Below are 26650 nucleotides of genomic sequence, written 5' to 3'. Positions count from 1 at the left end.
GCGGGCTCGCGGGGCCGGTCAGGAGGCGCGGTCGGGCACGGGCAGGTCCGCGTACAGCCGCAGCAGCGTCTCGGCGTCGTGCTCCCAGGACAGCAGCGGTTCGGCGGCGCGGACGTTGGCCAGCAGTTCCGGGTAGCGGTCGCGGGCCTCGCGCACGGCGGCGGCCAGCGACGCGGCGTCGCCCGGCCGGTAGAGCGTGCCCAGGTCGTGCTGCCGTACCACGCGGGCGAGTTCGCGCACGTCGGTGGCGATGACCGGCACCCCGGCCCGGACCGCGTGGAACAGCTTGTTGGGCATCGCGAGCCGGTGGTTCTCCCAGCGGTCCGAGTGCGTCACGAGCGCGAGTCCGGTACGCCGCAGCAGCGCGTCGACGTCGTCCACCGGCAGCGCGCCGAGCACCTGGACAGGCCCGCGGTCGAGGGCGGCGAGGTACGTGTCGTCGGCCGGTCCGACCAGCGTGACGTCGAGGTCGGTCAGTTCGCGGGCGGCGGTGACGATCGCCTCGATCTCGCGGTAGGGCGCGATCCGCCCCGCGTACACCGCGCCCTTGGGGGTGTCCGGCAGCGGCACGTCGGCGGCGGCCGTACCGCTGGGGAAGGTGTTGTGCACGACGGTGACGTGCGACCAGTCGTAGCGGGCGCGCAGGGCGTCGGCGACGCCCTCGCCCACCGTGATGATCGCAGCCGCCTCGGCCCCCAGTTCGCCTTCGACCTTGGCCTCGCGCGCGGCGCGCACCGGGGTCGGCCGGCCCACGCGAGGGCGGCCCGACCACAGTTCGTGGGTGTCGTAGACCAGCGGCACGCGGCGCTCGCGAGCCAGTTCGGCGCCCAGTTCGAGGGTGTTGAAGTCGTGGGCGTGCACGACGTCGAAGGTGCGGGCCAGCGCGTCGGTGCGGGCCGCTCGGCCCCACGCCGCGAACGCCGACGCGCGGTGCTGCGGCAGCAGCGCCCAGCGCGCCGCCCGCATGTGCGGCGGAAGCCGGCGTCCGCCGCCGACGGGTGCCCCGGCCTTCTGGAAGACCGAGGCGCCGCCGACGGACGAGACGGTGACGCCGCGCGGCGGCGTCCAGTCCTCGGGCACGCCCCTGCCGATGACGTGCACATGGTGCCCGGCGTCGGCCAGCGTCGTCGCCTCGCGCACCACACGGGTGTCGGTGGCGACGGTGGTGATGACGAGCATCAGGATGTTCACCGCGAGTCGGTCTCCCCGGCGGTGTCGGAGGGGATCCCCGGCAGCGGGTCCGCTTCCGCGGCCAGGACGAAGAATCCGGCGTCGGCGGCCGCCGCGGCCACCGTCTCGGCCGACGCCTGCGCGTCGGGGTCGGTCTCGACCGCGATCTCGGCCTGGGCCTCGGCCTCGACCGCCGCCGCGATCACGGCGTCGATCGCGGCCTCGGTCTCGGCGTCGGCGGCGCGCACCACCGCGTCCGTAGCCGAGCCGATGTCGGCGGCGGTGCCGGCGGCCACCTGCTCGGCGAGCCCGCGCGGGCTGGTCAAAAATCCGACCGCCCACGAGCCGTGCATGGTCGCCATCGCGACCGGGAGCCGGACCAGCGCGGAGGGCTTGAGGCCGCGTCCCTCCCACACCGAGCCGGCGAGGATCGCGGCGGCGTACCCGGCCGGCAGCACGAACGCGCGCCGGAACCCGGCCGCACCCGCGACGGTGCCGCCCACGACCGCGACCAGCGCGACGGGCGCGGCCAGGTAGCGGGGGTTGACCGAGCCCTTGTGGTGCCGGGCGACGACGCGGCGCCACCGCCCGTAGTGGAAGTACTGCTTGGCGAGCGCCTTCACGGTGGGCCGCGGGCGGTACGACACCCGCAGGTCCGGTGAGAACCACACCAGGTGCCCGGCCTGCCGGATGCGGTAGTTCAGCTCCCAGTCCTGCGCCCGGACGAACTCCTCGTTGTAGCCGCCGAGGCGTTCGAGCACCTCGCGGCGGAACACGCCGAGGTACACCGTGTCGGACGGGCCCGCGCCGCCGCCGGTGTGGAACCGTGCGTTGCCGACGCCGAGCTTGGACGTCATCGCTCCGGCGACGGCCTCCTCGAACGCCGTGGTGCCCTCCGCGTCCATGATGCCGCCGACGTTGGCGGCGCCGGTGTCGCTGAGCAGCGCGACCGCGGTCCGCACGTATTCGGGCGGCAGGATGCCGTGGCCGTCGACCCGCACGACGACGGGGTGGCGGGCGACCTTGATCGCGGCGTTGAGCGCGGCCGGCGTACGCCCGCTCGGGTTGGGCACGGTGCGCACGCGCGGGTCCGCCGCGGCGAGGCGGGCCGCGATCTCGTCCGTGTCGTCCGTCGACGGCCCGAGCGCGATCACGAGTTCCAGCTCGCCCTTGTAGTCCTGGGAGAGCGCGCGGCGCACCGCCTCTTCGAGGTGGCGCGACTCGTTGAGCACGGGCATGACGATCGACACGGGCGGCGTCGGCGGCAGCGGCGGGAGGTCGCCGGGGCGGTCATGGGCGTCGGGAGCCTGCGGGATCGGGTTCATCGAGACCCGAGGGTACTGCGGAAGCGGAAACGTGTTGACACCGTCCGGCGGCCCGCCGCGCCCTGATCATCTCCTCCGGGCGCTCCGGCGTGCCTTCGGGGGGCGTCCGCGGGGGTCACCCTATGGTGGTGACTCCGCGTCAGCCCCCGGGTGAACGGCGCGGAACGGGGCAGTGGTTGTGCGGGGACCACCGCCATCAGGCGGTGCCCGAGGGAGACCCGTCCGGGCGGAGGAGGGGAAGAGCAGGGCATGGCGACGCGCAACACGGCAGCCGGACGTACCCCGCCCCCCGCACGCCCGGCCCGCCGGTGGGCGATGACCATCACCGGGTTCCTGGCCGTACTGGTCCTGCTCACGAGCGGCATCGGCTGGGCCTGGGTCAAGTACCTGGACGGCAAGATCAACCGGGTCGACCCCTTCGCGGGCCTGGACGACCGTCCGGGCACCGGCTCCGACGACGACCTCAACTTCCTGGTCGTCGGCACGGACAGCCGTGAGGGCGTCTCGCGCGCCCGGCTCAACGAGCTGCACGCCGGCGGCGAGAGCTGCGACTGCACGGACACCATGATGATCGTCCACCTCAACGCCAAGCGCGACAAGGCGACGGTGGTCAGCATCCCGCGCGACAGTTACGTCACCTTCCCGGCGCACACGGACAAGCGCACCGGGCAACAGGTCGGCGAGTCCAAGGGCAAGATCAACGCGGCGTACACGCTGGGCGGGCGCCCGCTGACCATCGCGACGGTCGAGCGGGCCACCAACATCCGGATCGACCACTGGATCGAGGTGAACTTCCTGGCGTTCGTCGACGTCGTGGACAAGCTCGGCGGGGTCGAGATGTGCACGCCCGTACCGCTCAAGGACCCCAAGTCGGGCCTCGACCTGCCGGCCGGAACCACCCATCTGGACGGTGTGAACGCGCTGAAGTACGTGCGGGCCCGCTACATCGCCAGCGACCCGACCGGCGACATCGGCCGCACGCAGCGGCAGCAGAAGTTCATGTCGCAGATCCTGGCCCGCGCCACCAGCACCGGCACGCTGGCCAACCCGGTCAAGCTGAAGGGCGTGCTGGAGGCGGCACTCAACTCCCTGACGGTGGACAAGGACCTCGGGATAAAGAGCCTGCTCGACCTCGGCACCAAGATGAAGGGCATGTCCAACTCGGGTGTGACGTACGCCCAGATCCCGCTCAAGACCATGGACCACCAGGTCAAGGACTGGGGATCGACGGTCCTGTGGGACGAGGCCGGCGCGCGCGTGCTCTTCGACGCCATCCGCGACGACCGCGACGTACTCGAACCGCCGAAGCCCACCCCGTCCGGCAAGGGCCAGTCCCCCGCGCCGCACGCGCCCGCGACCGTGGAGGTGCCGCCGTCCGAGGTATGGGTGCAGGTCTACAACGGCACCGACACCCAGGGGCTGGGTGGCAGGGCGCACACCGACCTGTCGGCGGCCGGGTTCAAGATGAACGCCGCCGCGCGCGGCGGGCAGGCGATCGGGGTCACCGGGGTCACCCAGACCGTCATCCGGTACGACCCGCGCTGGGACCGCTCGGTGCAGACCGTCGCGACCGCGCTGCCCGGCTCGAAGCTGGCGCCTGTCGAGGGCCTGGGCCGCACGATCGAGGTCGTCGTCGGGTCGCAGTACGCCGGGGTCACCCCGGTGGCTGCCGCCGCGGCACCCGTCACAAGCGGTTCCGCCCCGAGCGCCGGCGGCCCGCCCTCCGGCCCGGCACCCGCGATCACCGCGACCACGGGCGACAAGGTGGTGTGCAAGTGACGGCGGCGACGCGGGTGGCGGCGGCGAACGCCTAGGCGCGTTCCCTTCGCTCCGCGGCGGGCGCCGGGGACGGGCGGTGCTGGGGTCGGGGGGTCAACAAGCGGACACAGTCGTACCAACCGGGCCACAGTTACGTCGTAGTCCGGTACGGGGTTTGCCGGGCACACGCGCACGATGGCAGGTTCGTACACATGAACTCACGGTCGCCCGGATGGGCGGAGGACGACGGGCTTCGGGGAGGCCCGCGGCGCGACGGACGGGAGCACAACCCGCCGCCCGCCCGGCCCGCCGCGCCCGAATCCGAGCCGACCGCGGTGATGCCACGCGATCGTCACGGCCGACCGGTGCCGCCGCCCGGGACGCTCCCGTCGCCGGGCAGCGGGCCCGCGCGACCCGAGGGCACCATTCCGGCGCCCGGGTCGCGCCCGCCCGGTCCGCCGCCGGCGCAGCAGTACCCGCAGTACCCGCCGATATCCCCGGACGCGCAGCCGACCGAGGTGCTGCCGCCGGCCGCGCGCGGCCCCCAGCAGGGCTACCCGGCGCAGCCGTCCCCGCAGGAGGCCGCGGCCCAGGCGGCCGCCGACCCGGTCGCGCCGCCCCGGCCGCTCACCAGGCCGGGCGGGCCCGACGACCCGGACGGACCGGGCGGCCCCGGCGGACCGGGACGCGGCGACGGTCCGTCGCGCCGGCGCCCCAAGGGCCCGCCGAACTGGAAGAAGCGCATCCTCATCGGGATCACCGTCTTCCTGGTGGTCGTCCTGCTGTTCCTGACCGGCACCTACTTCTGGCTCGACTCCAAGATCCGGCACGAGGACGTCCTCAAGGGCTACCAGGGACGCCCCGCGGCGACGGCCGGCACGACATGGCTCATCGTGGGCTCCGACTCGCGCGAAGGCCTGTCCGCCGAGGACAAGAAGAAGCTCAAGACCGGCGACGCGGCCGGCAAGCGCACCGACTCGATGATGCTGCTGCACAAGGGCGCGGGCGGGACGACGCTGATCAGCCTGCCGCGCGACTCGTACGTGCAGATCCCGGCGTACGAGAACGGCAAGACGAAGGTCAAGGCGCAGAAGAACAAGCTCAACGCGGCGTACGCGCTCGGCGGCGCGCCGCTCCTGGCCCGGACCGTCGAGCTGGCCACCGGCATGCGGCTGGACCACTACGCGGAGGTCGGCTTCGACGGGTTCGTGGGCATCGTCGACTCGCTCGACGGCGTGGACCTGTGCCTGGACAAGCCGATCAAGGACCAGAAGTCGGGTGCGGACCTCCCGGCCGGGTGCCAGACGCTGAACGGCAAGGAGTCCCTGTCGTTTGTGCGCGCCCGCTACTTCGACCCGACCTCGGACCTCGGCCGCATGCAGCGCCAGCAGCAGTTCCTCGCGGCGCTCGCGAAGAAGGCCAAGTCGCCGTCGGTGCTCCTGAACCCGTTCAAGGGCTTCCCGATGGCCGACGCGAGCCTCAGCGCGGTCATCGTCGACAACGAGACCGGACTCTTCGACCTGTACGGCCTGTTCAAGGACATGGGCTCGCTGTCCGGCGGCAGCAAGAGCGGGACCATCACGGTGCCGATCAAGAACCCGGACTTCAATCCGGGCGGCGGCGTCGGGTCGACCGTGCAATGGGACGACGCCAAGGCGAAGGCCCTGTTCGACGCGCTGCGCAACGGCAAGCCGGTGCCGCGCTGACGCGCCCCGGGCGGAAGCCGGCCCGGTATTGACACGAGAAGAACTTCGCACCCGCGGCGGGCCGGTTTCGACTGGCCCGCCGTCGGCGTTCTCGGACATCATCGTCACCCATGGACCACGCTGCCGAAGCCGCCGACGCAAACAGCCGGGCGGCCGGGATACCGGCCCCCGTCAACAACCACACCTTCCAGGTGGATCTGCGCGGCCTCGTGGACCTTCTGTCGCACCACCTGTACTCCAGTCCCAAGGTGTACCTGCGCGAACTGCTGCAGAACGGCGTGGACGCGATCACCGCGCGGCGCGGTGCCGATCCCGGCGCGCCCGCGGCCGTTCGGATCACCGCGGACGGCGCGACGCTCCGGGTCGAGGACACCGGTGTCGGGCTCACCGAGGCCGACGTGCACCGCTTCCTCGCGACCATCGGCCGCAGTTCCAAGCGCGGTGACCTGGAGTCCGCCCGACGGGACTACCTCGGCCAGTTCGGCATCGGCCTGCTCGCGTGCTTCGTCGTCGCGGACGAGATCACCGTGGTCACGCGCTCCGCGACCGACGCCGAGGCCCCGCCGGTCGAGTGGCGGGCGAATGCGGACGGGCGGTACGGCGTACGGGTCCTCGGCGCCGACGCGCGCGCCGAGCCCGGCACGACGGTGCTCCTGCGGGCCCGCCGCGGGTGCGAGGAGTGGTTCGACACCGAGCGGGTCACCCAACTGGCCCGCGACTTCGGGGCGCTGCTGCCCTACGACATCACCGTCACCGGGGCCGACGGGCGGCCCGCCGCGGTCGGCGACACCCCGGCGGTGTGGGACCGGACGTACGCGACACCGACCGCGCGGCACCTCGCCCTCGCGCGCTACTGCGAGGACATCCTCGGCTTCCCGCCGCTCGACGTGGTGGACCTCGACGTGCCGCTCGCGGGGGTGCGCGGCGCGGCCTTCGTCCTGCCGTCGGCGGTCAGTCCGGCGATGCGCGGCAAGCACCGCGTGCACCTCAAGGGCATGCTGCTCACCGAGGCCGCCGACGGACTGCTGCCCGACTGGGCGTTCTTCGTGCGCTGCGCGGTGGACACCGAGGCGCTGCGGCCCACCGCCTCGCGGGAAAGCCTGTACGACGACGAGGCGTTGGGCGCCGTCCGCGAGGCCCTCGGCAGCACCCTGCGGGCGTGGCTGACCGGACTCGCGGCGGACGACCCGCACCGGCTGGCCCGGTTCCTCGGCGTCCACCAGCTCGGCGTCAAGGCCATGGCCCGGCACGACGACGAGTTGTTCGAGGTCATGCTGCCGTGGCTGTCGTTCGAGACCACGGACGGCCAGGTCAGCCTGGACGAGTTCGCCCGCCGTCACCCGGTCCTGCATCTCACCGACTCCGTCGACGAGTTCCGGCAGATCGCCCCGATCGCGGCGGCGGCCGGGCTGGGCGTGGTCAACGGCGGGTACACGTACGACGCCGACCTGGTACGCCGGTTGGCCGTGCTGCGCCCCGGCGTCGTCGTCGACCGGCTGGACCCGGACACCGTCACCGCGCACCTCGACGCGGTCGAGCCGGTCGCGGAACTCGCCGCGGGCGCCTTCCTCGCGCTGGCCCGCTCGGTCCTCGATCCGCTCGAATGCGAGGCGTCGCTGCGGGCGTTCCACCCGGTGGCGGTGCCGGCGCTGCTGCTCGACGGGCGGGACGAGCGCAACGAACGCTCGCGCGCGCAGGCCGAGTCCGAGGCCTCGGACGCCGGGGACGACGTGTGGGCGGGCATCCTCGGCTCGCTGCGCGGCGCGGCGCCCCGGGCGCGGCTCGTCCTGAACCACCTCAATCCGCTGGTCCGGCGCATCCTGACGGTGGACGACGCGGAGTTGGCGCGCACGACCGTGGAAGGGCTGTACGGCCAGGCGCTGCTGCTCAGCCGACGGCCGGTCTCGGCGAAGGAGAGCGCGCTGCTCAACCGCTCGTTCCTGGGGTTGCTGGAACGCGCGGTGCGGACGACGGCCACCGAGGACAAGTGACGGGGAGCACGGGCATGTTCGACGAGGTGATCGACGCCGGGACCTTCCACGCCGCCGCCGAGCGCGTGCGCGCGGAGCCGTACGGCACCACGCGCTGCGCCCAGGCGGAGGCCCTGCTCGCGGCGGCCGAGCGGGTCGGTGACACGGCGCTGGTCGGGCACGCCCTGGTGGGGACGATCGTCGCGTACAACTACGGCGGCGAATCGCCCAAGAGCGCGGTGTCGATGGGGCGTCTGCTCCGACTCTTCGACACCGAGCCCGCGTCCTTCGACGAAGGGCTCACGCACTACGTCTTCTGGTATCTGAAGTGGGTCACGTCGTCGCTGCTCAGCGTGCCGGAGGTGCCGCTCGCGACCATCCGCCGCTTCCTCGACGACCTGGAACGGCGCTACCGCACGGCCGGCCACAGCATGCGGCCGGTCCACAAGTGCCGTTTCTACCTGTACGACCACACCGGCGACAAGGCCGGTGCCGCCCGCGAGTTCGAGGCGTGGCTCGCGGCCGACCGCGACGCGCTGACGGACTGCGACGCGTGCGAGCGTCGCGAGCAGGGCCGCTGGCTGACCCAGCAGCACGACGACGAACGGGCGTTGGAGATCTTCGGGCCGACGCTTTCGGGTGCGCGGTCCTGCGCCGAGGAACCGCAGATCACGCTGTCCGACTCGCTGATCCCGCTGGTGCGTCTGGGCCGCCTCGACGAGGCGCGGGCCAACCACCTGCGCGGGTACCGCATGGTGCGCGGCCGGGCCGGCATGCACGACATCGTCGGACGGCACATCGAGTTCTGCGCTCTCACCGGCAACGAGGGCCGGGGCGTCGAGATCGTCGCGGAGCACCGCATGTGGCTGTCCGACGGCTCGGGTTCCGCGATGGACCGCCTGGAATTCCTCGGCGGTGTCGTGGTGCTGCTGCGGCGGCTGGTGACGCTGGGCCGCGGGGACCTGCCGGTCGCGCCGCTGCCCGGGACGGACGGCACGGCGGCGGGCGTCCTGGCCGTACTGGACCGCGAAGTGGCCGTCCTCGCGACGCGTTTCGACGAGCGCAACGGCTCGGACTTCGTCGGTGCGACCCTGCGCGAACGCCTGGACCGCGAGCCGCTGGCCGTCTCGCTGCCGCTGGGCGTACGCTCCGCGCTGACCGCGGCACCGGCCACCCGCATCGCGGCCACTCCCCCGCCCGCGGTGCCGCTCGACGAACTCCTCGCGGACGCCCGCGCGCTGGACGCCGTGGGCCACCCCCGGGCGCACCTGGTCTGGGAGCAGTACGCCCGCGCGGTCGAGGACCGCGGTGTCCAGCCGCCTGATCGGGCCGTGGCCGAACTGGCGCTGTCCCGGGCCCTGGTGCTCCTGAGCCGCGGGGAGACGGGCGCCGCGACGAGCGGATTCCGCGCCGCGGCCGAGGCGTTCGACCGGGCCGACCTGCCGGGCAAGGCCGCGGTCGCGCGGTCCCGGGCGATCGTCGCGGCCCTGCACCCGGATACGCCGCGGATCCCCGGCCCGGCCACCGCGCCCGACCTCGACGCGGTCACCGACGACGTCACCGGGCTGGTCGAGGCCGGCCGTGCCACCGACGAGGACCTGGCGACCGTCCTGACGGTCCGCGCCGCCGCCCGCATGCGCATGCTCACCTCGAGCGCACCGGAAGACCCGGACGCCGGACCGGAGTCCGGCGATGACGCGCACGCGGCCCGCAGGACCGCCGAGGTCGAGGTCGACCGGCTGGCCGAGGCCGCCGAACGCCTCGCGCTGCCCGCCCGGCAGGCCGACGCCGCCGAGGCCCGCGCGCACTTCGCGCTCCTGGACGGCGACCACGCCGCCGCCATACGGCACTTGCGTTCCGTGGTCGACCTCTGCCACGCCGCGGGCCGTCCGTGGCAGGCCGTGCAGCCGGGCCGGGTCCTCGGCAGCCTCCTTCTCCACCAAGGGGATTGGGCGGGTGCGGAGCTGGCGTACCTGGCGGTGCACGACGCCGCGCGCGACAGCATGGACAGCCCCGAGGACTACGCCGAGGTCCTGGTCGGACTGGCGAACTCGACCGCCCCCACCCGCCCGGACAGCGCCCGCGACTACGCGGTGCGCGCCGCCCACGAGTTCGATCGCCTGGGCGACCGCGCGGGTGCCGCGTACGCCCGCCGCGGCTTGGCCGAACTCCTCCACAACGCCGGCCGGGCCGCCGACGCGGTCGCCGTGCTGGAGGAAAGCCTGCCCGACATCGCGGAGTTCCTCGGCCAGGAGGCCGCCTGGCTCGCGCGGCGCCGACTGGCCGCGGGCCTGACCGTCCTGGGCGACGGGTTCGAGGCGGCGGACGTCCTGGCCGCGCTCGCCCGCGACACCGCGCGCGACGGCGCCCCCGAAACGCACGCGGAGATCGCCGCGGAGGCCGCCCTCGCCCTGGCCCGAACGGGCCGCGGCGACGCGGCCGACCGGGCCTTCGCGGCCGCGGTCGAGGCCATGCGGCCCTTGGACCGCCCGGGCACGGTCATCCGCCTGCTGCGCGCGGCCGGCTGGAACCTCGTCGAGAACCGCGTCCCGGCCCCCGGCGCCGGAACAGACGTCGGAACGTACACCGGAACCGCCGCCGTGGACCGGGGACTCGCGTACTTCGCCGAGGCGGCGGCCCTCCTCGACGCCGCGACCGCCGACGGCCCCGACCTCGACCGCGCACTGGAACGCGCGGACACCGAGGCCGAATGGACCGAGGCGCTGTGGACCGCCGGCCGCAACGACGCCGCACTCGCGCTCGCCGACCGGGCGGTGGCCCGACTGGAGATCACGCTTCCGCGCTTCCAGGACCGCTACACCGCGATCGTCACCATCGCGGCCCGCATCGAGCACGCCGATCTCGACATGCCGGCCCTCGCCATCGCCCGCATCGACGCGGCCCTGGCCATCTGCCGCATGGCCAAAGCCGACACCGCCACCGCCAAACTGACCCGCCTACGCGACCATTTCACGTCCTGACCGGAGCCGGGAGACGCACGACGGGAAGGCGTCCGTGGGAGCCTCGCCGCAGAGCAACGCATGCCGTCGAGGGCGGCCAACCGGCTTCGGCCTTGCCGCTCCTACTTCGGGAGGTTGCGCGCCATGACGATGCGCTGGACCTGGTTGGTGCCTTCGTAGATCTGGGTGATCTTGGCGTCCCGCATCATGCGTTCGACGGGGTAGTCGCGGGTGTAGCCGTAGCCGCCGAGGAGTTGGATGGCGTCGATGGTGATCTCCATCGCGGCGTCGGAGGCGTAGCACTTGGCGGCGGCGCCGTGGAAGGTGAGGTCGGGGTCGTTGCGCTGCGACTTCGCGGCGGCCTGGTAGGTCAGCGCGCGGGCGGCCGCCAGCTTCATGGCCATGTCGGCGAGCATGAACTGCACGCCCTGGAAGTCGGCGACGGGCTTGCCGAACTGCTTGCGCTCGGTGACGTAGCCCTTGGCGTAGTCGAGGGCGCCCTGCGCGATGCCGAGGGCCTGGGCGGCGATGGTGACGCGGGTGTGGTCCAGGGTGGCCATCGCGGTGGAGAAGCCGGTGCCCTCGTCGCCGATCATGCGGGACGCGGGGATGCGTACGTTGTCGAGGTAGACCTCGCGGGTCGGGGAGCCCTTGATGCCGAGCTTCTTCTCGGGCGCGCCGAAGGAGACGCCCTCGTCGGACTTCTCCACGACGAACGCGGAGATGCCGCGCGAGCGCTTCTCGGGGTCGGTGACGGCCATGACCGTGTAGTACTCGGAGACGCCGGCGTTGGTGATCCACCGCTTGACGCCGTTGAGCACGTAGAAGTCGCCGTCGCGGACCGCGCGCGTCTTCATGCCGGCGGCGTCGGAGCCGGCCTCGGGCTCGGAGAGGCAGTAGGAGAACATCGCCTCGCCGCGCGCGACCGGCGCGAGGTACTGCTTCTTCAGCTCCTCGGACGCGGACAGGATCAGCGGCATCGTGCCCAGCTTGTTGACCGCGGGGATGAGCGAGGAGGACGCGCACACGCGTGCCACCTCCTCGATCACGATCACCGTGGCGAGGGCGTCGGCGCCGGAGCCGCCGTACTCCTCGGGGATGTGCACGGCGTGCAGGTCGTTCGCGGTCAGCGCGTCCAACGCCTCCTGCGGGAAGCGCCCCTGCTCGTCGACGTCGGCCGCGTACGGCGCGATTTTCGCCTCGGCCAGCGCCCGCACCGAGTCGCGGAGCATGTCGTGCTCCTCGCCGATGCGGAACAGATCGAAGTCGCCTCGTCCTGCCACGTGCGGGCCTGCCTCTCTTGATGCCGAGACTTTTGTTACTCGTCAGTAGCCATCGTTGGTGACGATTCTACGACGATCACACGGCGCGCGGGCATACGCCGACTACCGGTGCGGCGTTCGGCGGACGACTACGATCCGGGGGTAGGCACGACGGCGAATTCGACAACGTATGGAGGCGGTGTGGCATCCGCGCCCCGCATCACCGTGATCGGCACCGGCTACCTGGGCGCGACGCATGCCGCGTGCATGGCCGAGCTGGGCTACGAGGTGATCGGTGTCGACGTCGACCCCGACAAGGTCTCCGACCTCCAGGCGGGCCGCGTCCCCTTCTACGAGCCCGGTCTCGAAGACCTGATCGCCCCGCACATCGCCTCGGGCCGCCTGCGCTTCACGACGTCCGCGGAAGAGGCCGCGGCGTTCGGCGACGTGCACTTCATCTGCGTCGGAACCCCGCAGCGCAAAGGCGAGTTCGCGGCCGACACGAGCTACCTCGACCAGGCCGTAGACGCCCTCGCCCCGCACCTGGTCCGCCCCTGCCTGGTGGTCGGCAAGTCGACCGTCCCGGTGGGCACCGCGGCCCGGCTCGCCGAGCGGCTGAGCGCGCGGGCCCCGGTCGGCGAGGCCGCCGAACTCGCCTGGAACCCCGAGTTCCTGCGCGAGGGGCACGCCATCAACGACACGCTCCGGCCCGACCGCCTGGTGGTCGGGGTACGCTCCGCGGCCGCCGAGGCCCGCCTGCGCGAGGTGTACGCGCCGCTGCTCGACGCCGGTGTGCCGTTCCTGACAACGGACTTCGCGACCAGCGAGCTGGTCAAGGTCTCCGCCAACGCCTTCCTGTCCACCAAGATCTCGTTCATCAACGCCATGGCCGAGGTGTGCGAGGCGGCCGGGGCGGACGTCACCCAGCTGTCCGAGGCGCTGTCCTACGACCCGCGCATCGGCGGCCTGTTCCTCAACGCCGGGCTCGGCTTCGGCGGCGGCTGCCTGCCCAAGGACATCCGCGCGTTCATGGCCCGGGCCGGCGAACTGGGCGTCGACCAGGCGCTGACGTTCCTGCGCGAGGTCGACGCGATCAACATGCGCCGCCGCTTCAAGATGGTCGACCTGGCCCGCGAGGCGTGCGGCGGCGGCTTCCTGGGCCGCCGGGTCGCGGTGTTCGGCGCCGCGTTCAAGCCGGAGTCCGACGACATCCGCGACTCGCCCGCCCTCAACGTCGCCGCCCAGGTGCAGCTGCAGGGCGGCGAGGTGACCGTCTACGACCCCAAGGCGACGGACAACGCCCGGAAGATGTACCCGGGGCTCGCGTACGCCGACACCGCATTCGACGCGGCCCGCGGCGCGCACGTCGTCCTGCATCTGACCGAGTGGCGGGAGTTCCGCGCCATCGACCCCGAGGAACTGGGCGAGATCGTGGCCGCGCGCCACATCATCGACGGCCGCAACGCCCTCGACGCACCGCGCTGGCGGGCCGCGGGATGGACCTTCCGAGCACTCGGACGGCCCTGACCGCGCGCCGTCCTGTGGTGGACCCGCGGTCCGCAGGGCACGATGGGCCGCATGGCATATGTCGCTGACGGGGTCATCACCGACGATCAGGCGATCAGGGACTTCCTGATCACCCACCGCACCTGGGCCGTGGTCGGCCTGAGCGGGAACATGGCCCGCCCCGCGTGGGGCGTCTCGGGGTTCCTCAAGGGCCACGACAAGCGGATCGTGCCGGTCCATCCGAAGGCCGAGACGGTCCACGGCGAGCAGGGCTACGCGCTGCTCGAGGAGATCCCGTTCCCGGTCGACGTCGTCGACGTGTTCGTCAACGCCGACCTCGCCGAGTCCGTGACCGCACAGGCCGCGGCCATCGGCGCGAAGGCCATCTGGTACCAGCTCGACGTGATCAACGACGACGCGATCGCGCTCGCCCTCGAAGAGGGCCTCCAGGTGATCGTGGACCGCTGTCCCGCCATCGAGTGGCCCCGGCTGATCGGCGCCTGACCCGACTGTTTCGGGCCGGTAAAACCGCCGCGAATCCTGTGGTTCCGCCCTCGACCCGCAAGCCGCCGAGGCGCACGATGGAGTGCGGACGAAGCGGCCGCACGATCCCCAACACGCACCGATCCCCAACACGTGAGGGGCACAGCATGCCGTACGGCGACGACGCGACCATCCGGCGCATCCTCTCCCACCGCACCTGGGCCGTGGTCGGGCTCAGCACCAACTCCCACCGCGCGGCCTTCGGGGTGGCCGCCCACCTCCAGCAGTGGGGCAAGCGCATCGTGCCCGTCCATCCCCGGGCGGAGACGGTGCACGGCGAACAGGGCTACGCGCAGCTCGCCGACATCCCGTTCCCGGTCGACGTGGTCGAGGTCTTCGTGAACTCGAACACCGCGGGCGAAATCGCCGACCAGGCCGTCAAGATCGGCGCCAAGGCGGTGTGGTTCCAGCTCGACGTCGTGGACCTGGCCGCCTACGAGCGCACCACGGCCGCGGGGCTCGACATGATCATGGACCGCTGTGCGGCGGTCACCATGCAGCGCATCGGCCTGGCCGGCGCGGCGGTCTGACCGACCGGCCGCCAGCCCCACTCAACCGGACCAACCCCCACTCACCCGGACTCACCCGGACGGGCTAACGTCCGGCCTCCTCGCGGAGCTTGCGGCCCTTTTCGGTGGCCTGCGCGTTCAGGTCCGCCTGGAACGCGGTCATCCGCGCCAGCAACGCCGGGTCGTGCGCGGCAAGCATGCGCACGGCCAGCAGTCCCGCGTTGCGTGCGCCCGCGACCGAGACGGTGGCGACCGGCACGCCCGCGGGCATCTGCACGATCGACAGCAGCGAGTCCATGCCGTCCAGGTACTTGAGCGGCACCGGCACGCCGATGACCGGCAGCGGGGTCACCGACGCGAGCATGCCCGGCAGGTGGGCGGCGCCCCCGGCGCCCGCGATGATCGCCTTGAGGCCGCGCCCGGCCGCGCCCTCGCCGTACGCGATCATCTCGCGCGGCATGCGGTGCGCCGAGACGACGTCGGCCTCGTACGCGATCCCGAACTCGTCCATGACCTCGGCGGCGGCCTTCATCACCGGCCAGTCCGAGTCCGAGCCCATCACGATCCCGACAACCGGGGACGCGGTCCGTGCCGTCATTCGGTGATGCTCCCTCGCAGGTAGGCCGCGGCGTGGTCGGCACGCGCGCGCACGTCGTCCAGGTCGTCGCCGCAGACGGTGACGTGGCCGACCTTGCGGCCCGGCTTGACGTCCTTGCCGTACATGTGGACCTTCACGCCCGGGTCGCGGGCCATGACGTGCAGGTACGCGTGGTACATGTCGGGGTAGTCGCCGCCGAGCACGTTGACCATGACCGTCCACTTGGCCCGGGCCCGGGGGTCGCCGAGCGGCAGGTCCAGGACGGCCCGCAGGTGGTTCTCGAACTGCGAGGTCACGGCCCCGTCGATGGTCCAGTGGCCGGAGTTGTGCGGCCGCATCGCCAGCTCGTTGACCAGGATCCGGCCGTCGCGCGTCTCGAACAGCTCGACCGCGAGGTGGCCGGCCACCCCCAGCTCCCCCGCGATGGTCAGCGCGATGCGCTGCGCCTCGACGGCGCGGTCCTCGGACAGCTCCGGGGCGGGCGCGATGACCTCGTGGCAGATGCCGTCCACCTGGATGGACTCGACGACCGGGTACGCCACGGCCTGGCCGTGCGGCGAGCGTACGACGCAGGCGGCCAGCTCACGGGCGAAGTCGACCTTCTCCTCGGCGAGTACCGGGACACCGGCCCGGAAGGGCGCCTCGGCCCCGGCCGCGTCGCGGACCACCCACACGCCCTTGCCGTCGTAGCCGCCGCGCGTGGTCTTGAGGACGACGGGCCAGCCGCCGACCTCCTCCGCGAACGCGGCGACGTCCGCCGGGTCGGCCACGAGGCGGTTGCGCGGGCACGGCACGCCGATCGCGGCCAGCCGCTCGCGCATCACGCCCTTGTCCTGCGCGTGGACCAGCGCGTCGGGCCCGGGACGGACGACGACGTCCTCGGCCTCCAGAGCGCGCAGGAACGCGGTCGGCACCTGCTCGTGGTCGAACGTCACGACGTCGCACGAACGGGCGAAGTCGCGCAGGTCGTCGAGGTTCGCCTCGTCCCCGAGAAAGGCGTCGCCGACCACCTGGGCCGCGGACTCGTCGGGGGCGGACGCGAGGACGCGGAAGCGTACGCCGAGGGGGATTGCGGCCTGATGGGTCATGCGGGCGAGCTGGCCGCCGCCGACCATGCCGACGATCGGGTATGTCACGGGCACCAAGGGTATCCGGCCGTGGGCGGCGGGTCGGCCGGGCGTCCCGGCCCGGCTGTCGGGACGCCGCGGAGGGGCCGTCCGGGCGCAACGGGTGGTGCCGGTGGGGCATGGGGGCGTATCGGGGCGGAACGGTCGCCAAGGCAAGTCATGCCGAGGAACGTGTAAAGACTGTGCAACAGGTCGGTCCCCCGCTCAGGAAGGCAGCCCGGGTCAGCGGCTACCCTCGTGAGGTGAGTCGTCCGTATACCCACGTGTGCCCGAGGCGCAGTCAGGAGAGCCGGTGAGCGCCGCCCCCGCGGAGTCGGAAGCCGAGCCGGGGCGTATCGCCCGCGTCCGCGCCGAGGTCACGCAGTTCCTCATCGCGGGCGGCCTGGCCTACGCCGTGGACGTCGCGGTGTTCAACCTGTGCCTGTACCTGGGCCTCGACTCGGTCGTCTCCAAGGTGATCTCGTCGGTGCCGGCGACGATCGTCGCGTACGTGGGCAACCGCTACTGGACGTACCGCCACCGCGAGCGCACCGGCGTCACCCGCGAATACACGATGTTCTTCGTGTTCAGCGCCATTGCGGCGGGGATCCAGGCAAGTTGCGTCTTTGTCTCGAACAACCTGCTCGGCTACACCAGCACGCTGGCGGACAACATCTCGGGCAACATCGTAGGTATGGCCCTGGGAACTCTCTTCCGGTTCTGGGCGTTCCGTACCTTCGTGTTCAAGCACAAGCGGTCGGAGGCCTCGGCCACGACGGAGCCCGCGATGTCCAACGCCGGCGGTACCTCATGATCAAGCGCTTGACCTCTGCCTACGGGCGATTCCGGCACCTCGTGCACGAGCTTCTGAAGTTCGGCGCGGTGGGCGGCTTCGGCGTCGTCGTCAACGTGGTCGTGCTCAACATCTGCCTGAACCACCTCGACCTCGCCCCCGTGCGGTCCACGATCATCGCCACGGCCGCCGCGATCGCGGTCAACTACCTGGGCAACCGCTACTGGGCGTACCGGCACCGCGGCTCCGAGGACCGGCGCCGCGAGCTGGTGCTCTTCCTGGTCTTCAGCGGCGTGGGCATGGGCCTGACCGCGGGTGTCGTGGCGATCTCGAACTACGCGCTCGGGTTCACGAGCGTGCTGGCGAACAACATCGCCAACTACGCCATCGGCCTGCCGATCGGCACGCTGTTCCGCTTCTGGTCGTACCGCACGTGGGTCTTCACCGGTACGCATACCGCGGCGGAGCTGGACCGCGAGGCCGCCCGCCTGGTCGAGGAGGAGTCGACGCCCACCGGGCGCTGACACCTCGGACCGCCCCCACAGGCCCTCAGCCGCCCTCAGCGGCGGCCTGGGACGTCCTCCGGACGGCAAAGGACGGGCGAGGGCGTCGGCAAGGCCAGGACGCCCCTCAGCCGCCGTCAGCCGTCCTTCCCGCCGGCTTCCCCGGGGTAGGCGGCCAGGAAGACCGCGAAAACCGGCGGACGCAGCTGCAGCAGCTCCAGGCGCCCTCCGTCGGCTTCCGCGAGGTCGCGGGCCACCGCGAGGCCCAGGCCCGTCGAGTTACGCCCGCTCACCGCGCGCTCGAACACCCGTGCGCCCAGCACGTCCGAAACCCCGGCACCCTCGTCCTCCACCTCGACGACGACCGACGTGCCGGTACGCCGGGTCCGGATCGTCACCGTGCCGTCGCCGTGCATCAGCGCGTTCTCCAGCAGCGTGGCGAGCACCTGGGCCAACGCCCCCGGCGTCGCGACCGCCACGAGGCCCGGCTCCCCCGCCACCCGGATCACCCGGTGCGCGCTCGCCACCGCCGGACGCCACTCGTCGACCTGCTGGCGTACGACGTCGTCGACGCGGACCGTCACCGCGGACGCGGTCCTCGGATCCCGGCCGGCCGCCCCGCGCCGGGTGCTGGTCAGCAGCCGCTCGACGACATCGGTGAGCCGCTCCACCTGCGACAGCGCGATCGCGGCCTCCTCCTTGACGGTCCCGGGGTCCTCGGTCGCGATGATCTCCTCCAACCGCATCGACAACGCGGTCAGCGGCGTGCGCAGCTGGTGCGACGCGTCGGCGGCCAGGCGGCGCTCGGCGGTCAGCATCCGGGCGATGCGCTCGGCGCTCTGGTCCAGCACCTCGGCCACCCGGTCCAGCTCCGGTACGTCGTAGCGGCGCTGCCGGGGCCGCGGGTCGCCCGAGCCGAGACGCTCGGCGGTCTCCGCCAGGTCGGTCAGCGGGCGCGCGAGCCGCCGGGCCTGCCACACCGCCAGCGCGGCCGCCGCGGCCACCGCCAGCAAGGCGACGCACAGGATCAGCAGCAGCGACTCGCGTACCTCGCGGGTGACCCGGGCCCGGGACTCCGAGACGGTCACCTGCTCGCCGAACGCCCCGCTCATCGTGACGTCGAAGGACTTGCCCTTGGGCTCGTCGCCGAAGGCCAGCGTGGGACGGCCCGGGATGGTGATGGTGGCGTACCGCGGCGCCGTGACCTGGCGGGCCAGCAGCGCGGTGTCCGGCTCCTCGCCGGCCGCGAGGCGCAGCTCGACGGTCTCCAGCAGACGCGACGCCTCGGCCTTGAGGTTGTCACGCGCGGTCGTCTCGATCGCGTTGGTCTCGACGAAGGCGAGCGGGATACCGAGGACGGCCACCACCACGAGCACGACGCCCAGCGTGGCGTTGATGAGCCTGCGACGCACAGATACGGCCGTTCCCAGTTCCTTCCCCGCCGACTAGCTCTTCTCGAAGCGGAATCCGACGCCGCGCACGGTCGTGATGTAGCGCGGGTTGCCGGCGTCGTCACCGAGCTTCTTGCGGAGCCACGAGATGTGCATGTCGAGAGTCTTCGTGGAACTCCACCACGTGGTGTCCCACACCTCGCGCATCAGCTGGTCTCGCGTCACGACCCGGCCCGCGTCCCGCACCAGGACACGCAGCAGGTCGAACTCCTTTGCGGTGAGTTGCAGTTCCTCCTCGCCGATCCAGGCGCGGTGCGAGTCGACGTCGATCCGGACGCCGTGCACCCCCTGGCCCACCTCGGCGGCGCCGCGCCGCAGGAGCGCGCGCACGCGGGCGAGCAGTTCGGCGAGCCGGAACGGCTTGGTGACGTAGTCGTCGGCGCCGGCGTCGAGGCCGACGACCGTGTCGACCTCGTCGGCGCGTGCGGTCAGCACGAGCACCGGGAACCCGTGCCCTTCGGCGCGCAGTCGTCTGCAGACCTCCAGGCCGTCCATCCCGGGCAGCCCGAGGTCCAGCACGAGCAGGTCGACCCCGCTCTGTGCGGCACACTCCAGGGCCGTCGGTCCGTCCTCACGCACCTCGACGTCGTAGCCCTCGCGGCGCAGCGCGCGTGCAAGGGGCTCGGAAATTGAGGCGTCGTCCTCGGCGAGCAGTACGCGGGTCATGGCCCGATCGTAGAACCCATCAGCCCGCTGGTCCCGTACCTGTCCCGGAGAAGTGCGGTCGAAGCGGGTTACCGGGCGGTTTCGGGCACTCGCCACGTACGGCGACGCCGGACGTGCCGACCGGGCCCGTCGCGGCCGCGGCCCGTCGGCGCGTCGGTCTGCATACACGCCCGAACTCACCCCCGAGACCACCCCGACCGGGTTCGCCGCCTGTCGGCACAGCAGCCCCTGCGCACCGCTCGACCCCGTGAGCTGCCCGGTCAGGTCCCGGCCGAGCGCGGTGCCGCGGAAGTCCCGCACGGAGTTCTGGTCCAGCGCTCCGGCCATCCGCTGCGGTTTGCCGTTCAAGACGACCGGCGAGAGCCGAACGGCCGACTCGACCCTGATCTCCTGCCGACCGCTGCGTGACCCGACGGGCGTCTCGCAGAAGGCGTTGACGGACGTCGAGCCCGCCGACGCGCTCGGGGCCATCGCCGTCAGACCGCCGAAGGCGAGCACAACGGCCGTCCGCCGAACGGTCTGACGCCCCCGAAGCCATCCTGTACTGGGTGGAACGTGTTACCGAAAATTCGCCTGAGCATCAGTCAAGGATGACGGTGGAAGTCAAGGAGAAAGCCAACGGGAAAGCGACGCAACGGAATTCATTCCGCGCGCCGCTTTCCGGTCGTACAAATGCCTTTACGTTGCGTGGTCTTGCCCGGTCGGGCCGCCGCGGTCAGTCGTCCTCGGTGTGCCGGCGCCAGGACATCAGCATCGTGACGACGGCCATGAGGAGCACCAACGCGCCGGCTGCGATGCCGAAGATCGCGGCACCGGACAGCCCGTCGTCCGACGACGCCGAGGAGCCCTCGGACTTGAGGGTGGCGCTGGACGGCTCGGGCTCCTGCGGGGCGGTGGCGGTCGCCGTACCGAACGCCGGGAGGCTGCCCGGCGGGGTCGCCGGTACGACGCTCTGCGGGGCCTCCTGGCCGGTCGAGGCCGCCGGTCCCTGGGCGGGACCGAGCGGCGGGTCCTGGGTGGTGATCTTGACGACCGTGGACACCTCGACCGGTGCGATCGGGGTGCACGTCGTGGTCTGCACCCCGAAGATCGCGGTGTTGGTGACCATCTTCCCGGGCGTCAGGGAGATGTCGCCGCGCGCCTCTATCGGGATCGTCAACTCGCCCTCGTAGGGCGGCACGACGATGAGGTTGGGGTGGCCGGGGATGTCGACGAGCATCTGCGGCCCGAGCAGGCGCACCGTACCCGTCGCGCCGCCGGTCATGGTGAGGTCGATCGACGGGGTCAGCGGGGTGCCGGGGAAGGCGATGGGGCTGGTCGCGATGTTGGGTCCCAACGTCACCCGGATCTTGACCTTGGCGCCGGGCCGCACCGCCTCGGCGGGCCCTTCCAGGGTCACCAACTGCTCGCCGGTGGCGGAGGGTTGGTCGAGCGGGAGCTGGCAGTTGACCTGCATGGCGACCTGCCCGGCGAACGCGGGCGGGGCGAGGCCCACCACGGACGCGGCAAGGGTCGCGGAGGTCAGTCCCAGGGCGAACCCGGCTCTGGCTATACGTCGAGCCATCGGATATCGCGGTCCCTTCATCGTTGTGCGCCTGACCACTTGCCGCTCTCGGGATCTTCCCGGGAGGCACAGTACGCGAAGGGTCCTCCTCCCGGGAGATCCCGGGAGGAGGACCCTCACCGACGTTTCGGCGTCATGCCGTGTCACTCATCTCGGCGGTCCGTCCGTCCCGTACGTCAGCTTCCGGCGACGGTACGGCGGCGACGCGTGATGAGCAGCAGCACACCCACCGACGCGAGGACGGCGGTGCCGGCCACGAGCGCGAAGGCGTTGATGGTCGAGCCACCGGAGCCGGTCTTGGCGAGGTCGCCGCTGGAGGCACCGTTGCCGCCGGTGGAACCGCTGCCACCGGTGTTGTTGTTGCTCGGCGGCGGCCCGGTCGGCGACCAGGTGACCTTCTTGGCGCTGCACACGGTCTTCGTGGTGAGGGCGGTCTCGCCCAGCTTGGTAGTGGTGGCGAGGGTGAGCGTGTCGGGCGCGAAGGTCCACTCGCCCTTGTCCGTCACCTTGTACTTGGCCTCGAAGGGGCCGCCCTTCATGTCGGCGCCCTCGACGACCTGGAACGACTTCTTCGGCGCAAGGAGCGTGAGCTCCGAACCGGCCTTGCCGCCCGCCTCGGTGACCTTCATGGCGAGCGACGGCTCGACCTCGATGGTCAGCCCCGACGCGCCGGGGATGGACGGCATCTTGCCCACGACGTCGTTCGCGAACGCCGCCTTGACGTCGATGTCGTCACCGGCCTTGGCGGTGGCCGGCACGGTGACCGTCACGTCCAGAACCGTGTCCAGCTTCGGGATCGGGATCGGGCTTCCGGTGGTCTCGCAGGAGTACTCGACCCGGGCCACGCCGCCCTTGAGGGTGGCGTCCCCGGTGCCGACCGGGTCGTCCGGCTTGACGGTGAACGCCGCCTCGGATGCCGCGCCTTCGGCCGTCGCCTTGATCGTCTTGGTGTCCTTGTCGTTGACGGTGAAGTCCGCGGAGAACTTGCCGTCGCTGCCGGCGGCGGCGGTGACCGCGGCGTCGCCGGTCTTCGAGCCGTCCGCCTTGAGGCCCTCGACCTTGACGTCCTTGCCGGCCGGGAAGTCCGTGCCGGTGACCTTCACTTTGGTGCCGGCCTTGCCCTCGACCGGGTCGAGGGAGATGCTCGGCGCCTGCACGGTGAACTCATTGCTCAGCGCGCTGACTCCGTCGGCGTACGCGACCTTGATCTTGTACTTGCCGGCCGCGGTGTCGGCAGGGATCGTCGGCGTCCCGGCGATCTTGTTGTCCGCCTCGGTGCGCGTGACGCCGGTGACGTCCTTGCAGACGTTCGACGCGCTGCAGAGCTGCACCTTGCCGAGCGGGGCCTTCCAGTTGTCGCCGGAGACGGTGACGTTATCGCCCGCCTTGACCGTCGCCTCGGCCACCTTGACGTCGCCTGGGAGGACGTCGGGCTCCGTCACGGCGAACGTCGCGACGGCGTCTGCCACGTAGGTGCACGGGGCGGTCTGCTTGCCCAGGCCGGGAAGCACCGTGACGTTCGTCGAGCCCTTGGGCTTGAAGGTGATGGTGCCGCCGACCGTTGCGCCCGCCGGGACGGTGAAGGTCGTCGTGAACGGCGCGGGGTCGATCGGCACGTTCGCCGGGATGGTCAGCGTCACCTCGGGACCGACCAGGTCGACGGTCCCGGTGGCAGCTCCCGACATCTCCAGGTGCAGCGTGCTCTGCGCCTTCGAGTCCTTGAACTCCGCCGGGGCGGTGATCGGCGGCGGGCCGAGGTCGACGTTGGCGGTGACCTCGATGCCGCCGGGGCCGGTCACCGGGGTCAGCGTCACGCTGATGTCCTGCGGACCCTTCTTCTCACCGAGCACCGGCACCTGGCAGGTGGCCTGGGCCGTCACTTTTGCCGCGTTGGCCGCCGGCGCCAACATCGTCAGGCCCGCGCCTCCGGCTATTGTCACCGCCCCGAGGAATGCGGCGGCTCTCTTGTTGACTCTCATCATTAGGTGAATGTCCCAATCTCCGAAGTGGGTTGACGCTGCTTCGCGCATTCCTGAATGAGCGTCAGGTGAGTGGACGGCTCCTTCGGCGGTTCGAAAGGGCCAGGAGCACCGCGACGCTGCCGAGCACCAGCGAAGCGGCCACGAGCGCGAAAGCGAGCACCTTCGAGCCGCCCGAACCGGTCGGCGCAAGGCCACCGCTCGAGCCCGGGGAAGTCGTGGTGGGGGCCGCGGTGGTCGGTGCCGCGGTCGTACCGGTGGCGGTCGGGGTCGCCGACGTGGGTGCCGTGGTCGTCGGCGTCCCGGTGGGCGACGTGGTCGTGGTCGGTGTCCCGCTGATGCCCACGTTGACGCCCTGCGTCAGCGTCCCGCCGTTGGACGGCGACTCGCCGGAGGACGCCGTCACGCCGGGCCAGCGGCCCGCCGTACTCGAGGCCGCGCACTCGAGCGTCAGCGCCTTGTCGCCGTCGCCCTTGTCCAGGAAGGTCAGCTTCAGGGACTTCAGTACGGCCGTGTACGAACCGGCCTTGGGCAGGTCGAACTGCCCGGCCAGCGTGCCCACGGTCACGTTGCCGTCCGCGCCGACGGTGCCGCTGTCACCGGAAGTGGCCAGTGTCACCGAGGCGTTGGCCCCCTCGCCGCCCTCGACGTCCGCAGTCAGCGAGGCGCCGGTGTAGGACAGGTTGTGGACCCGGGCCCCGGCCGGGATGGTGAGCAGCGGACCGGCTTTCGCCTTGCCCGTCAGATCCGCCTTGGTGCCGATCCGCGCGGCGGACTCGCCGACGGACATGACCAGTTCGGGGCTCGGCTTGAACGCCGAGCCGTAGGGCGTACCGCCGCTCGCGGTCTGCCAGGTGCAGTCGAGCACTACGATCGCGGTGCGCGCCGCCGGGGCGGCGCTCGCCGACGGTCCGAGGGCCAGAATCCCCCCGGCCGCACACGCCGCGCTCACCCCCGCGACGAGGCCGGCTCTTTTCATCCGCGTGGCCATCGGACTGCGTACTCCCTTCTCCGGGGCGGGACTTGCCCCCTTGCTTCGGTCACCCGACCGGTGCGCCGGTCAGGCCAAAGTCAGCAGCAAAGTCGCCGTGTAACTCCCGGATGTCGTCGATCCGGCGGGCACGGGGAGCCGGATGTCGGCTCCCACGTCGAACTGGCCTCCTGTGACCCCCGCCAGCGCGGGGGCCGAGCACAGGAGGGCGGTGCGGCCCGCCGACACCGGCGAACCGGGGACGGCGGTGCTGGGGTACGGCTCGCCGCCCGGATGGGCGCCGCACTTCGGCTCCCATGCGAGTTTGTCCGCGTCGAGCGTCCGGCCCCCGGGGACCGAGAAGTCCGACATGGTGGCGGTGAGCGTCCAACCGGAGTGCGAGCCCCGGAAGTCCTGGACGAGCATCGGTTCCAGCTGGCCCCTCGCCGTGCTGGTCGTGCGGTCGACCTTGAGGAAGCCCGATCCCGCACTGGACGGGGTCAGGACACGCAGCGGACCCGCGTGGATCATCGCGCTGACCCCGCCGGGGTCGCCGGTCTGCGCCTCGGGGGCGGGCGGCATGTCGACCTGCGCGGAGAACTGCAGGTCCCCGTCGGTCGGCGAACCGGCCGGTGTGGTCGGCGCGTTGCCGGGCAACTGCGGTGTCCCGCCCGTCGGTTGCCCGTCCGGGCCGGTTCCGCCGCCGCTGCCGTCGCCGGACGGCGGCGCGGTGGGCGACGGCGTCACTTCGCCGACCGCGACGACGGTCGGCTCGGACGCGTCGCCGCAGCTCTCCCCGTTGCACCCGCTCCCCGGGAATAGGAAGAAGGACGCGAGGACGGCCGTGGTCACGGCGACGGCGAAGACCGTCCCCAACAAGGCCGCGGTCCCCTGCCCGGGCCGGTACGTCATGACGACCCGCGCTCCTCTCCCGGTCCCCAGGCGAGTCCGCGTGCGACGTCCGAGGGGCGCACCAGGTTCGGCGTGCCGCCCTCGGCGTCGGACTCCGGGTCGGTGTCGGGCCGCGACGGCAGTACGCGGGTCTCCTCGGCGGGAGACTCCGGCGGAGCGCTCGCGGGAGCGGCCACAGGCCCGGCCGCGGGCACAGCCGAAGCGGCGGGAGACGCGGTCGACGATGCGGAAGAGGTTGACCCCGAAGGCAGTTCGGCGGCTGTGCCCGCGGCGGGCAGTGCCGGGGCCGGGCGGGCGAACAACGGTGCGCCGACGACCATCGTCTCCTCGACGCGGCGCAGCGGAGTGCCGCCGCCCGGGACGAGGACCGGTTCGCGCACCGGTTCCGGTGCGCGCTCCGGCACGGCCTCCGCGGCGGTTTCGGCCGCGGCCGCGTCCGCCTCGGCGCGACGGATGATCGACTGGCCGGGGACCCCGACCTCGCGGTCGCGCTCGGCGTCGCGGTCCGCCCGGTTCTCCCTGATCGCGCGCACCAGGCTGGTGCCCAGCCGCCATACGGTCATCGGCACCACGATGAGCAGGAGGCCACCGAACAGGTAGACGCCCCAGGGGCGTCCGACCTTGAGGCCGATCTCGTCGACCACCCGGCCGTCGTACATGACCCGGTAGCGGAACTCGCCGTGCTGGCGCGGCTTGAGCTCGATGGGGAGGCTGACCTTGACCCGCTGGCCCGGCAGGATGGTGCCGTTCCAGGTCTTGTCCTCCCAGGTGGGCGCGTACACGCCCTGGAACGTGCCGATCCGGAACACCGGGTTGGTGATGGGCGATTCGCCCATGTTGCCGACCTCGATCTCGAACCGGCGGCTGACCGGCGAGCCGAACCAGGTGAAGACGTTGTCCTTGCCGGTCATCTCGCTCTTGATGAACGTGAGCCGGCCGGGCGATTTGCCGCTGTTCTGCATGGCGGCGAACGGGGCGCCTTCGATCTCCACCGGAATGGCGCGGTCCAGGGACCGTCCGCCGGTCACGGTGACCACGCGGATGACGCACGGGCACGGTACGGGAGGCGTCTCGACCCGGATGGACACGGCGAACTCGCCCGCCGTCGCGACCGGGACGTTCATCGACGTGGCGACCGCGCACGTCTTGGTGCCGGCCAGGCCGTTCTGGCCGCACACCGCGATGTTGACCATCGAACCGGGCGCCCACGCGACGCCGGTGACCTTGACGATGCCGCCGGGCTTGGTCTTGGTCGTGCTGAGCGACGCCTGACCGCCTTCGGGCGCGCCGGGTGTGGGGCTGGGCGGAGTGACCGCGTACCCCGGAGCGGCGGCGGCCAGGAGCAGGGCGACGAATGCGGACACGAGCAGGGCATACGCGAACGCCCCTCGGCGGGACC

20 protein-coding genes and 1 pseudogene are annotated in these 26650 nt (G+C 72.2%); 9 read left to right on the top strand and 12 right to left on the bottom strand.

Annotation, left to right across the window (positions count from 1 at the left end; all coding sequences use genetic code 11):
• Window positions 1-18: 18 nt before the first annotated feature.
• The gene (locus ACWD12_RS20275; RefSeq protein WP_450100653.1) at window positions 19-1191 is read right to left on the bottom strand and encodes a glycosyltransferase family 4 protein; all 1173 of its coding nucleotides are present in this window, start codon (window positions 1189-1191) and stop codon (window positions 19-21) included.
• 236 nt (window positions 1192-1427) lie between these two features.
• Window positions 1428-2438: pseudogene (locus ACWD12_RS20270) on the bottom strand (glycosyltransferase family 2 protein); the annotation flags it as partial.
• A gap of 306 nt (window positions 2439-2744) precedes the next feature.
• Between ACWD12_RS20270 and ACWD12_RS20265 the strand changes: the two are divergent.
• The 4 genes from ACWD12_RS20265 (at window position 2745) to ACWD12_RS20250 (ending at window position 10910) form a co-directional block, all read left to right on the top strand.
• A complete protein-coding gene (locus ACWD12_RS20265; RefSeq protein ID WP_450100652.1) occupies window positions 2745-4274 on the top strand; it encodes an LCP family protein in 1530 nt (509 codons plus the stop codon).
• Window positions 4275-4465: 191 nt separating this feature from the next.
• Complete coding sequence (locus tag ACWD12_RS20260; protein ID WP_358353303.1) at window positions 4466-5959, top strand: LCP family protein; 1494 nt, start codon at window positions 4466-4468, stop codon at window positions 5957-5959.
• Window positions 5960-6069: 110 nt separating this feature from the next.
• The gene (locus ACWD12_RS20255; protein WP_450100651.1) at window positions 6070-7950 is read left to right on the top strand and encodes an HSP90 family protein; all 1881 of its coding nucleotides are present in this window, start codon (window positions 6070-6072) and stop codon (window positions 7948-7950) included.
• Window positions 7951-7964: 14 nt separating this feature from the next.
• Complete coding sequence (locus ACWD12_RS20250; RefSeq protein ID WP_450100650.1) at window positions 7965-10910, top strand: hypothetical protein; 2946 nt, start codon at window positions 7965-7967, stop codon at window positions 10908-10910.
• A gap of 101 nt (window positions 10911-11011) precedes the next feature.
• Here the strand turns inward: ACWD12_RS20250 and ACWD12_RS20245 are convergent, their stop codons facing one another.
• Entirely contained in the window at window positions 11012-12172 is a 1161-nt protein-coding gene (locus ACWD12_RS20245; protein ID WP_450100649.1) for an acyl-CoA dehydrogenase family protein, read from the bottom strand.
• Window positions 12173-12352: 180 nt separating this feature from the next.
• Here ACWD12_RS20245 and ACWD12_RS20240 point away from each other — a divergent pair, with 180 nt between their 5' ends.
• The 3 genes from ACWD12_RS20240 to ACWD12_RS20230 all read left to right on the top strand — a co-directional run bounded on the left by ACWD12_RS20240 (window position 12353) and on the right by ACWD12_RS20230 (window position 14730).
• The gene (locus tag ACWD12_RS20240; RefSeq protein ID WP_450100648.1) at window positions 12353-13678 is read left to right on the top strand and encodes a UDP-glucose dehydrogenase family protein; all 1326 of its coding nucleotides are present in this window, start codon (window positions 12353-12355) and stop codon (window positions 13676-13678) included.
• A gap of 51 nt (window positions 13679-13729) precedes the next feature.
• The gene (locus tag ACWD12_RS20235; protein ID WP_450100647.1) at window positions 13730-14161 is read left to right on the top strand and encodes a CoA-binding protein; all 432 of its coding nucleotides are present in this window, start codon (window positions 13730-13732) and stop codon (window positions 14159-14161) included.
• Between the two features lie 146 nt (window positions 14162-14307).
• On the top strand, window positions 14308-14730 hold the full coding sequence (locus ACWD12_RS20230; RefSeq protein WP_358353315.1) for a CoA-binding protein: 423 nt from the start codon (window positions 14308-14310) through the stop codon (window positions 14728-14730).
• Window positions 14731-14794: 64 nt separating this feature from the next.
• On the opposite strand, the gene purE is transcribed toward ACWD12_RS20230, so the two are convergent.
• Window positions 14795-15307: a 5-(carboxyamino)imidazole ribonucleotide mutase gene (purE, locus tag ACWD12_RS20225; RefSeq protein WP_358353317.1), complete on the bottom strand. Its 513-nt coding sequence runs from the start codon at window positions 15305-15307 to the stop codon at window positions 14795-14797.
• Window positions 15304-16443 carry a 5-(carboxyamino)imidazole ribonucleotide synthase gene (locus tag ACWD12_RS20220; protein ID WP_450100646.1) on the bottom strand — a complete coding sequence of 380 codons (1140 nt, stop codon included), beginning with the start codon at window positions 16441-16443 and terminating at the stop codon, window positions 15304-15306. Before ACWD12_RS20220 ends, purE begins: the two co-directional genes overlap by 4 nt.
• Before the next feature lie 283 nt (window positions 16444-16726).
• Between ACWD12_RS20220 and ACWD12_RS20215 the strand changes: the two genes are divergently transcribed.
• Window positions 16727-17227: a GtrA family protein gene (locus tag ACWD12_RS20215; RefSeq protein WP_358353321.1), complete on the top strand. Its 501-nt coding sequence runs from the start codon at window positions 16727-16729 to the stop codon at window positions 17225-17227.
• 8 nt (window positions 17228-17235) lie between these two features.
• Window positions 17236-17730: a GtrA family protein gene (locus tag ACWD12_RS20210; RefSeq protein WP_358353323.1), complete on the top strand. Its 495-nt coding sequence runs from the start codon at window positions 17236-17238 to the stop codon at window positions 17728-17730.
• A gap of 116 nt (window positions 17731-17846) precedes the next feature.
• Here ACWD12_RS20210 and ACWD12_RS20205 read toward each other — a convergent pair whose 3' ends face one another.
• From ACWD12_RS20205 to ACWD12_RS20175, 7 genes are all read right to left on the bottom strand, one after another.
• A complete protein-coding gene (locus tag ACWD12_RS20205; RefSeq protein ID WP_450100645.1) occupies window positions 17847-19121 on the bottom strand; it encodes an ATP-binding protein in 1275 nt (424 codons plus the stop codon).
• Between the two features lie 33 nt (window positions 19122-19154).
• Window positions 19155-19826 carry a response regulator transcription factor gene (locus ACWD12_RS20200; RefSeq protein WP_358353327.1) on the bottom strand — a complete coding sequence of 224 codons (672 nt, stop codon included), beginning with the start codon at window positions 19824-19826 and terminating at the stop codon, window positions 19155-19157.
• A 715-nt stretch (window positions 19827-20541) separates the two neighbouring features.
• Window positions 20542-21390, bottom strand: a complete 849-nt coding sequence (locus tag ACWD12_RS20195; RefSeq protein ID WP_358353329.1) for a hypothetical protein — start codon at window positions 21388-21390, stop codon at window positions 20542-20544.
• Window positions 21391-21566: 176 nt separating this feature from the next.
• Window positions 21567-23330 carry a hypothetical protein gene (locus ACWD12_RS20190; protein ID WP_450100644.1) on the bottom strand — a complete coding sequence of 588 codons (1764 nt, stop codon included), beginning with the start codon at window positions 23328-23330 and terminating at the stop codon, window positions 21567-21569.
• A 103-nt stretch (window positions 23331-23433) separates the two neighbouring features.
• Complete coding sequence (locus tag ACWD12_RS20185; protein ID WP_450100643.1) at window positions 23434-24348, bottom strand: hypothetical protein; 915 nt, start codon at window positions 24346-24348, stop codon at window positions 23434-23436.
• 81 nt (window positions 24349-24429) lie between these two features.
• Entirely contained in the window at window positions 24430-25251 is an 822-nt protein-coding gene (locus ACWD12_RS20180) for a WxL domain-containing protein (protein WP_450100642.1), read from the bottom strand.
• Complete coding sequence (locus ACWD12_RS20175; protein ID WP_450100641.1) at window positions 25248-26615, bottom strand: hypothetical protein; 1368 nt, start codon at window positions 26613-26615, stop codon at window positions 25248-25250. The genes ACWD12_RS20180 and ACWD12_RS20175 overlap by 4 nt, the downstream gene beginning before the upstream one ends.
• Between the last annotated feature and the right edge of the window lie 35 nt (window positions 26616-26650).

The sequence above is a fragment of the Streptodolium elevatio genome, from assembly GCF_053592165.1.
Note: the sequence above shows the minus strand (reverse complement) of the source record. Positions and strands in the feature narration are given on the sequence as shown.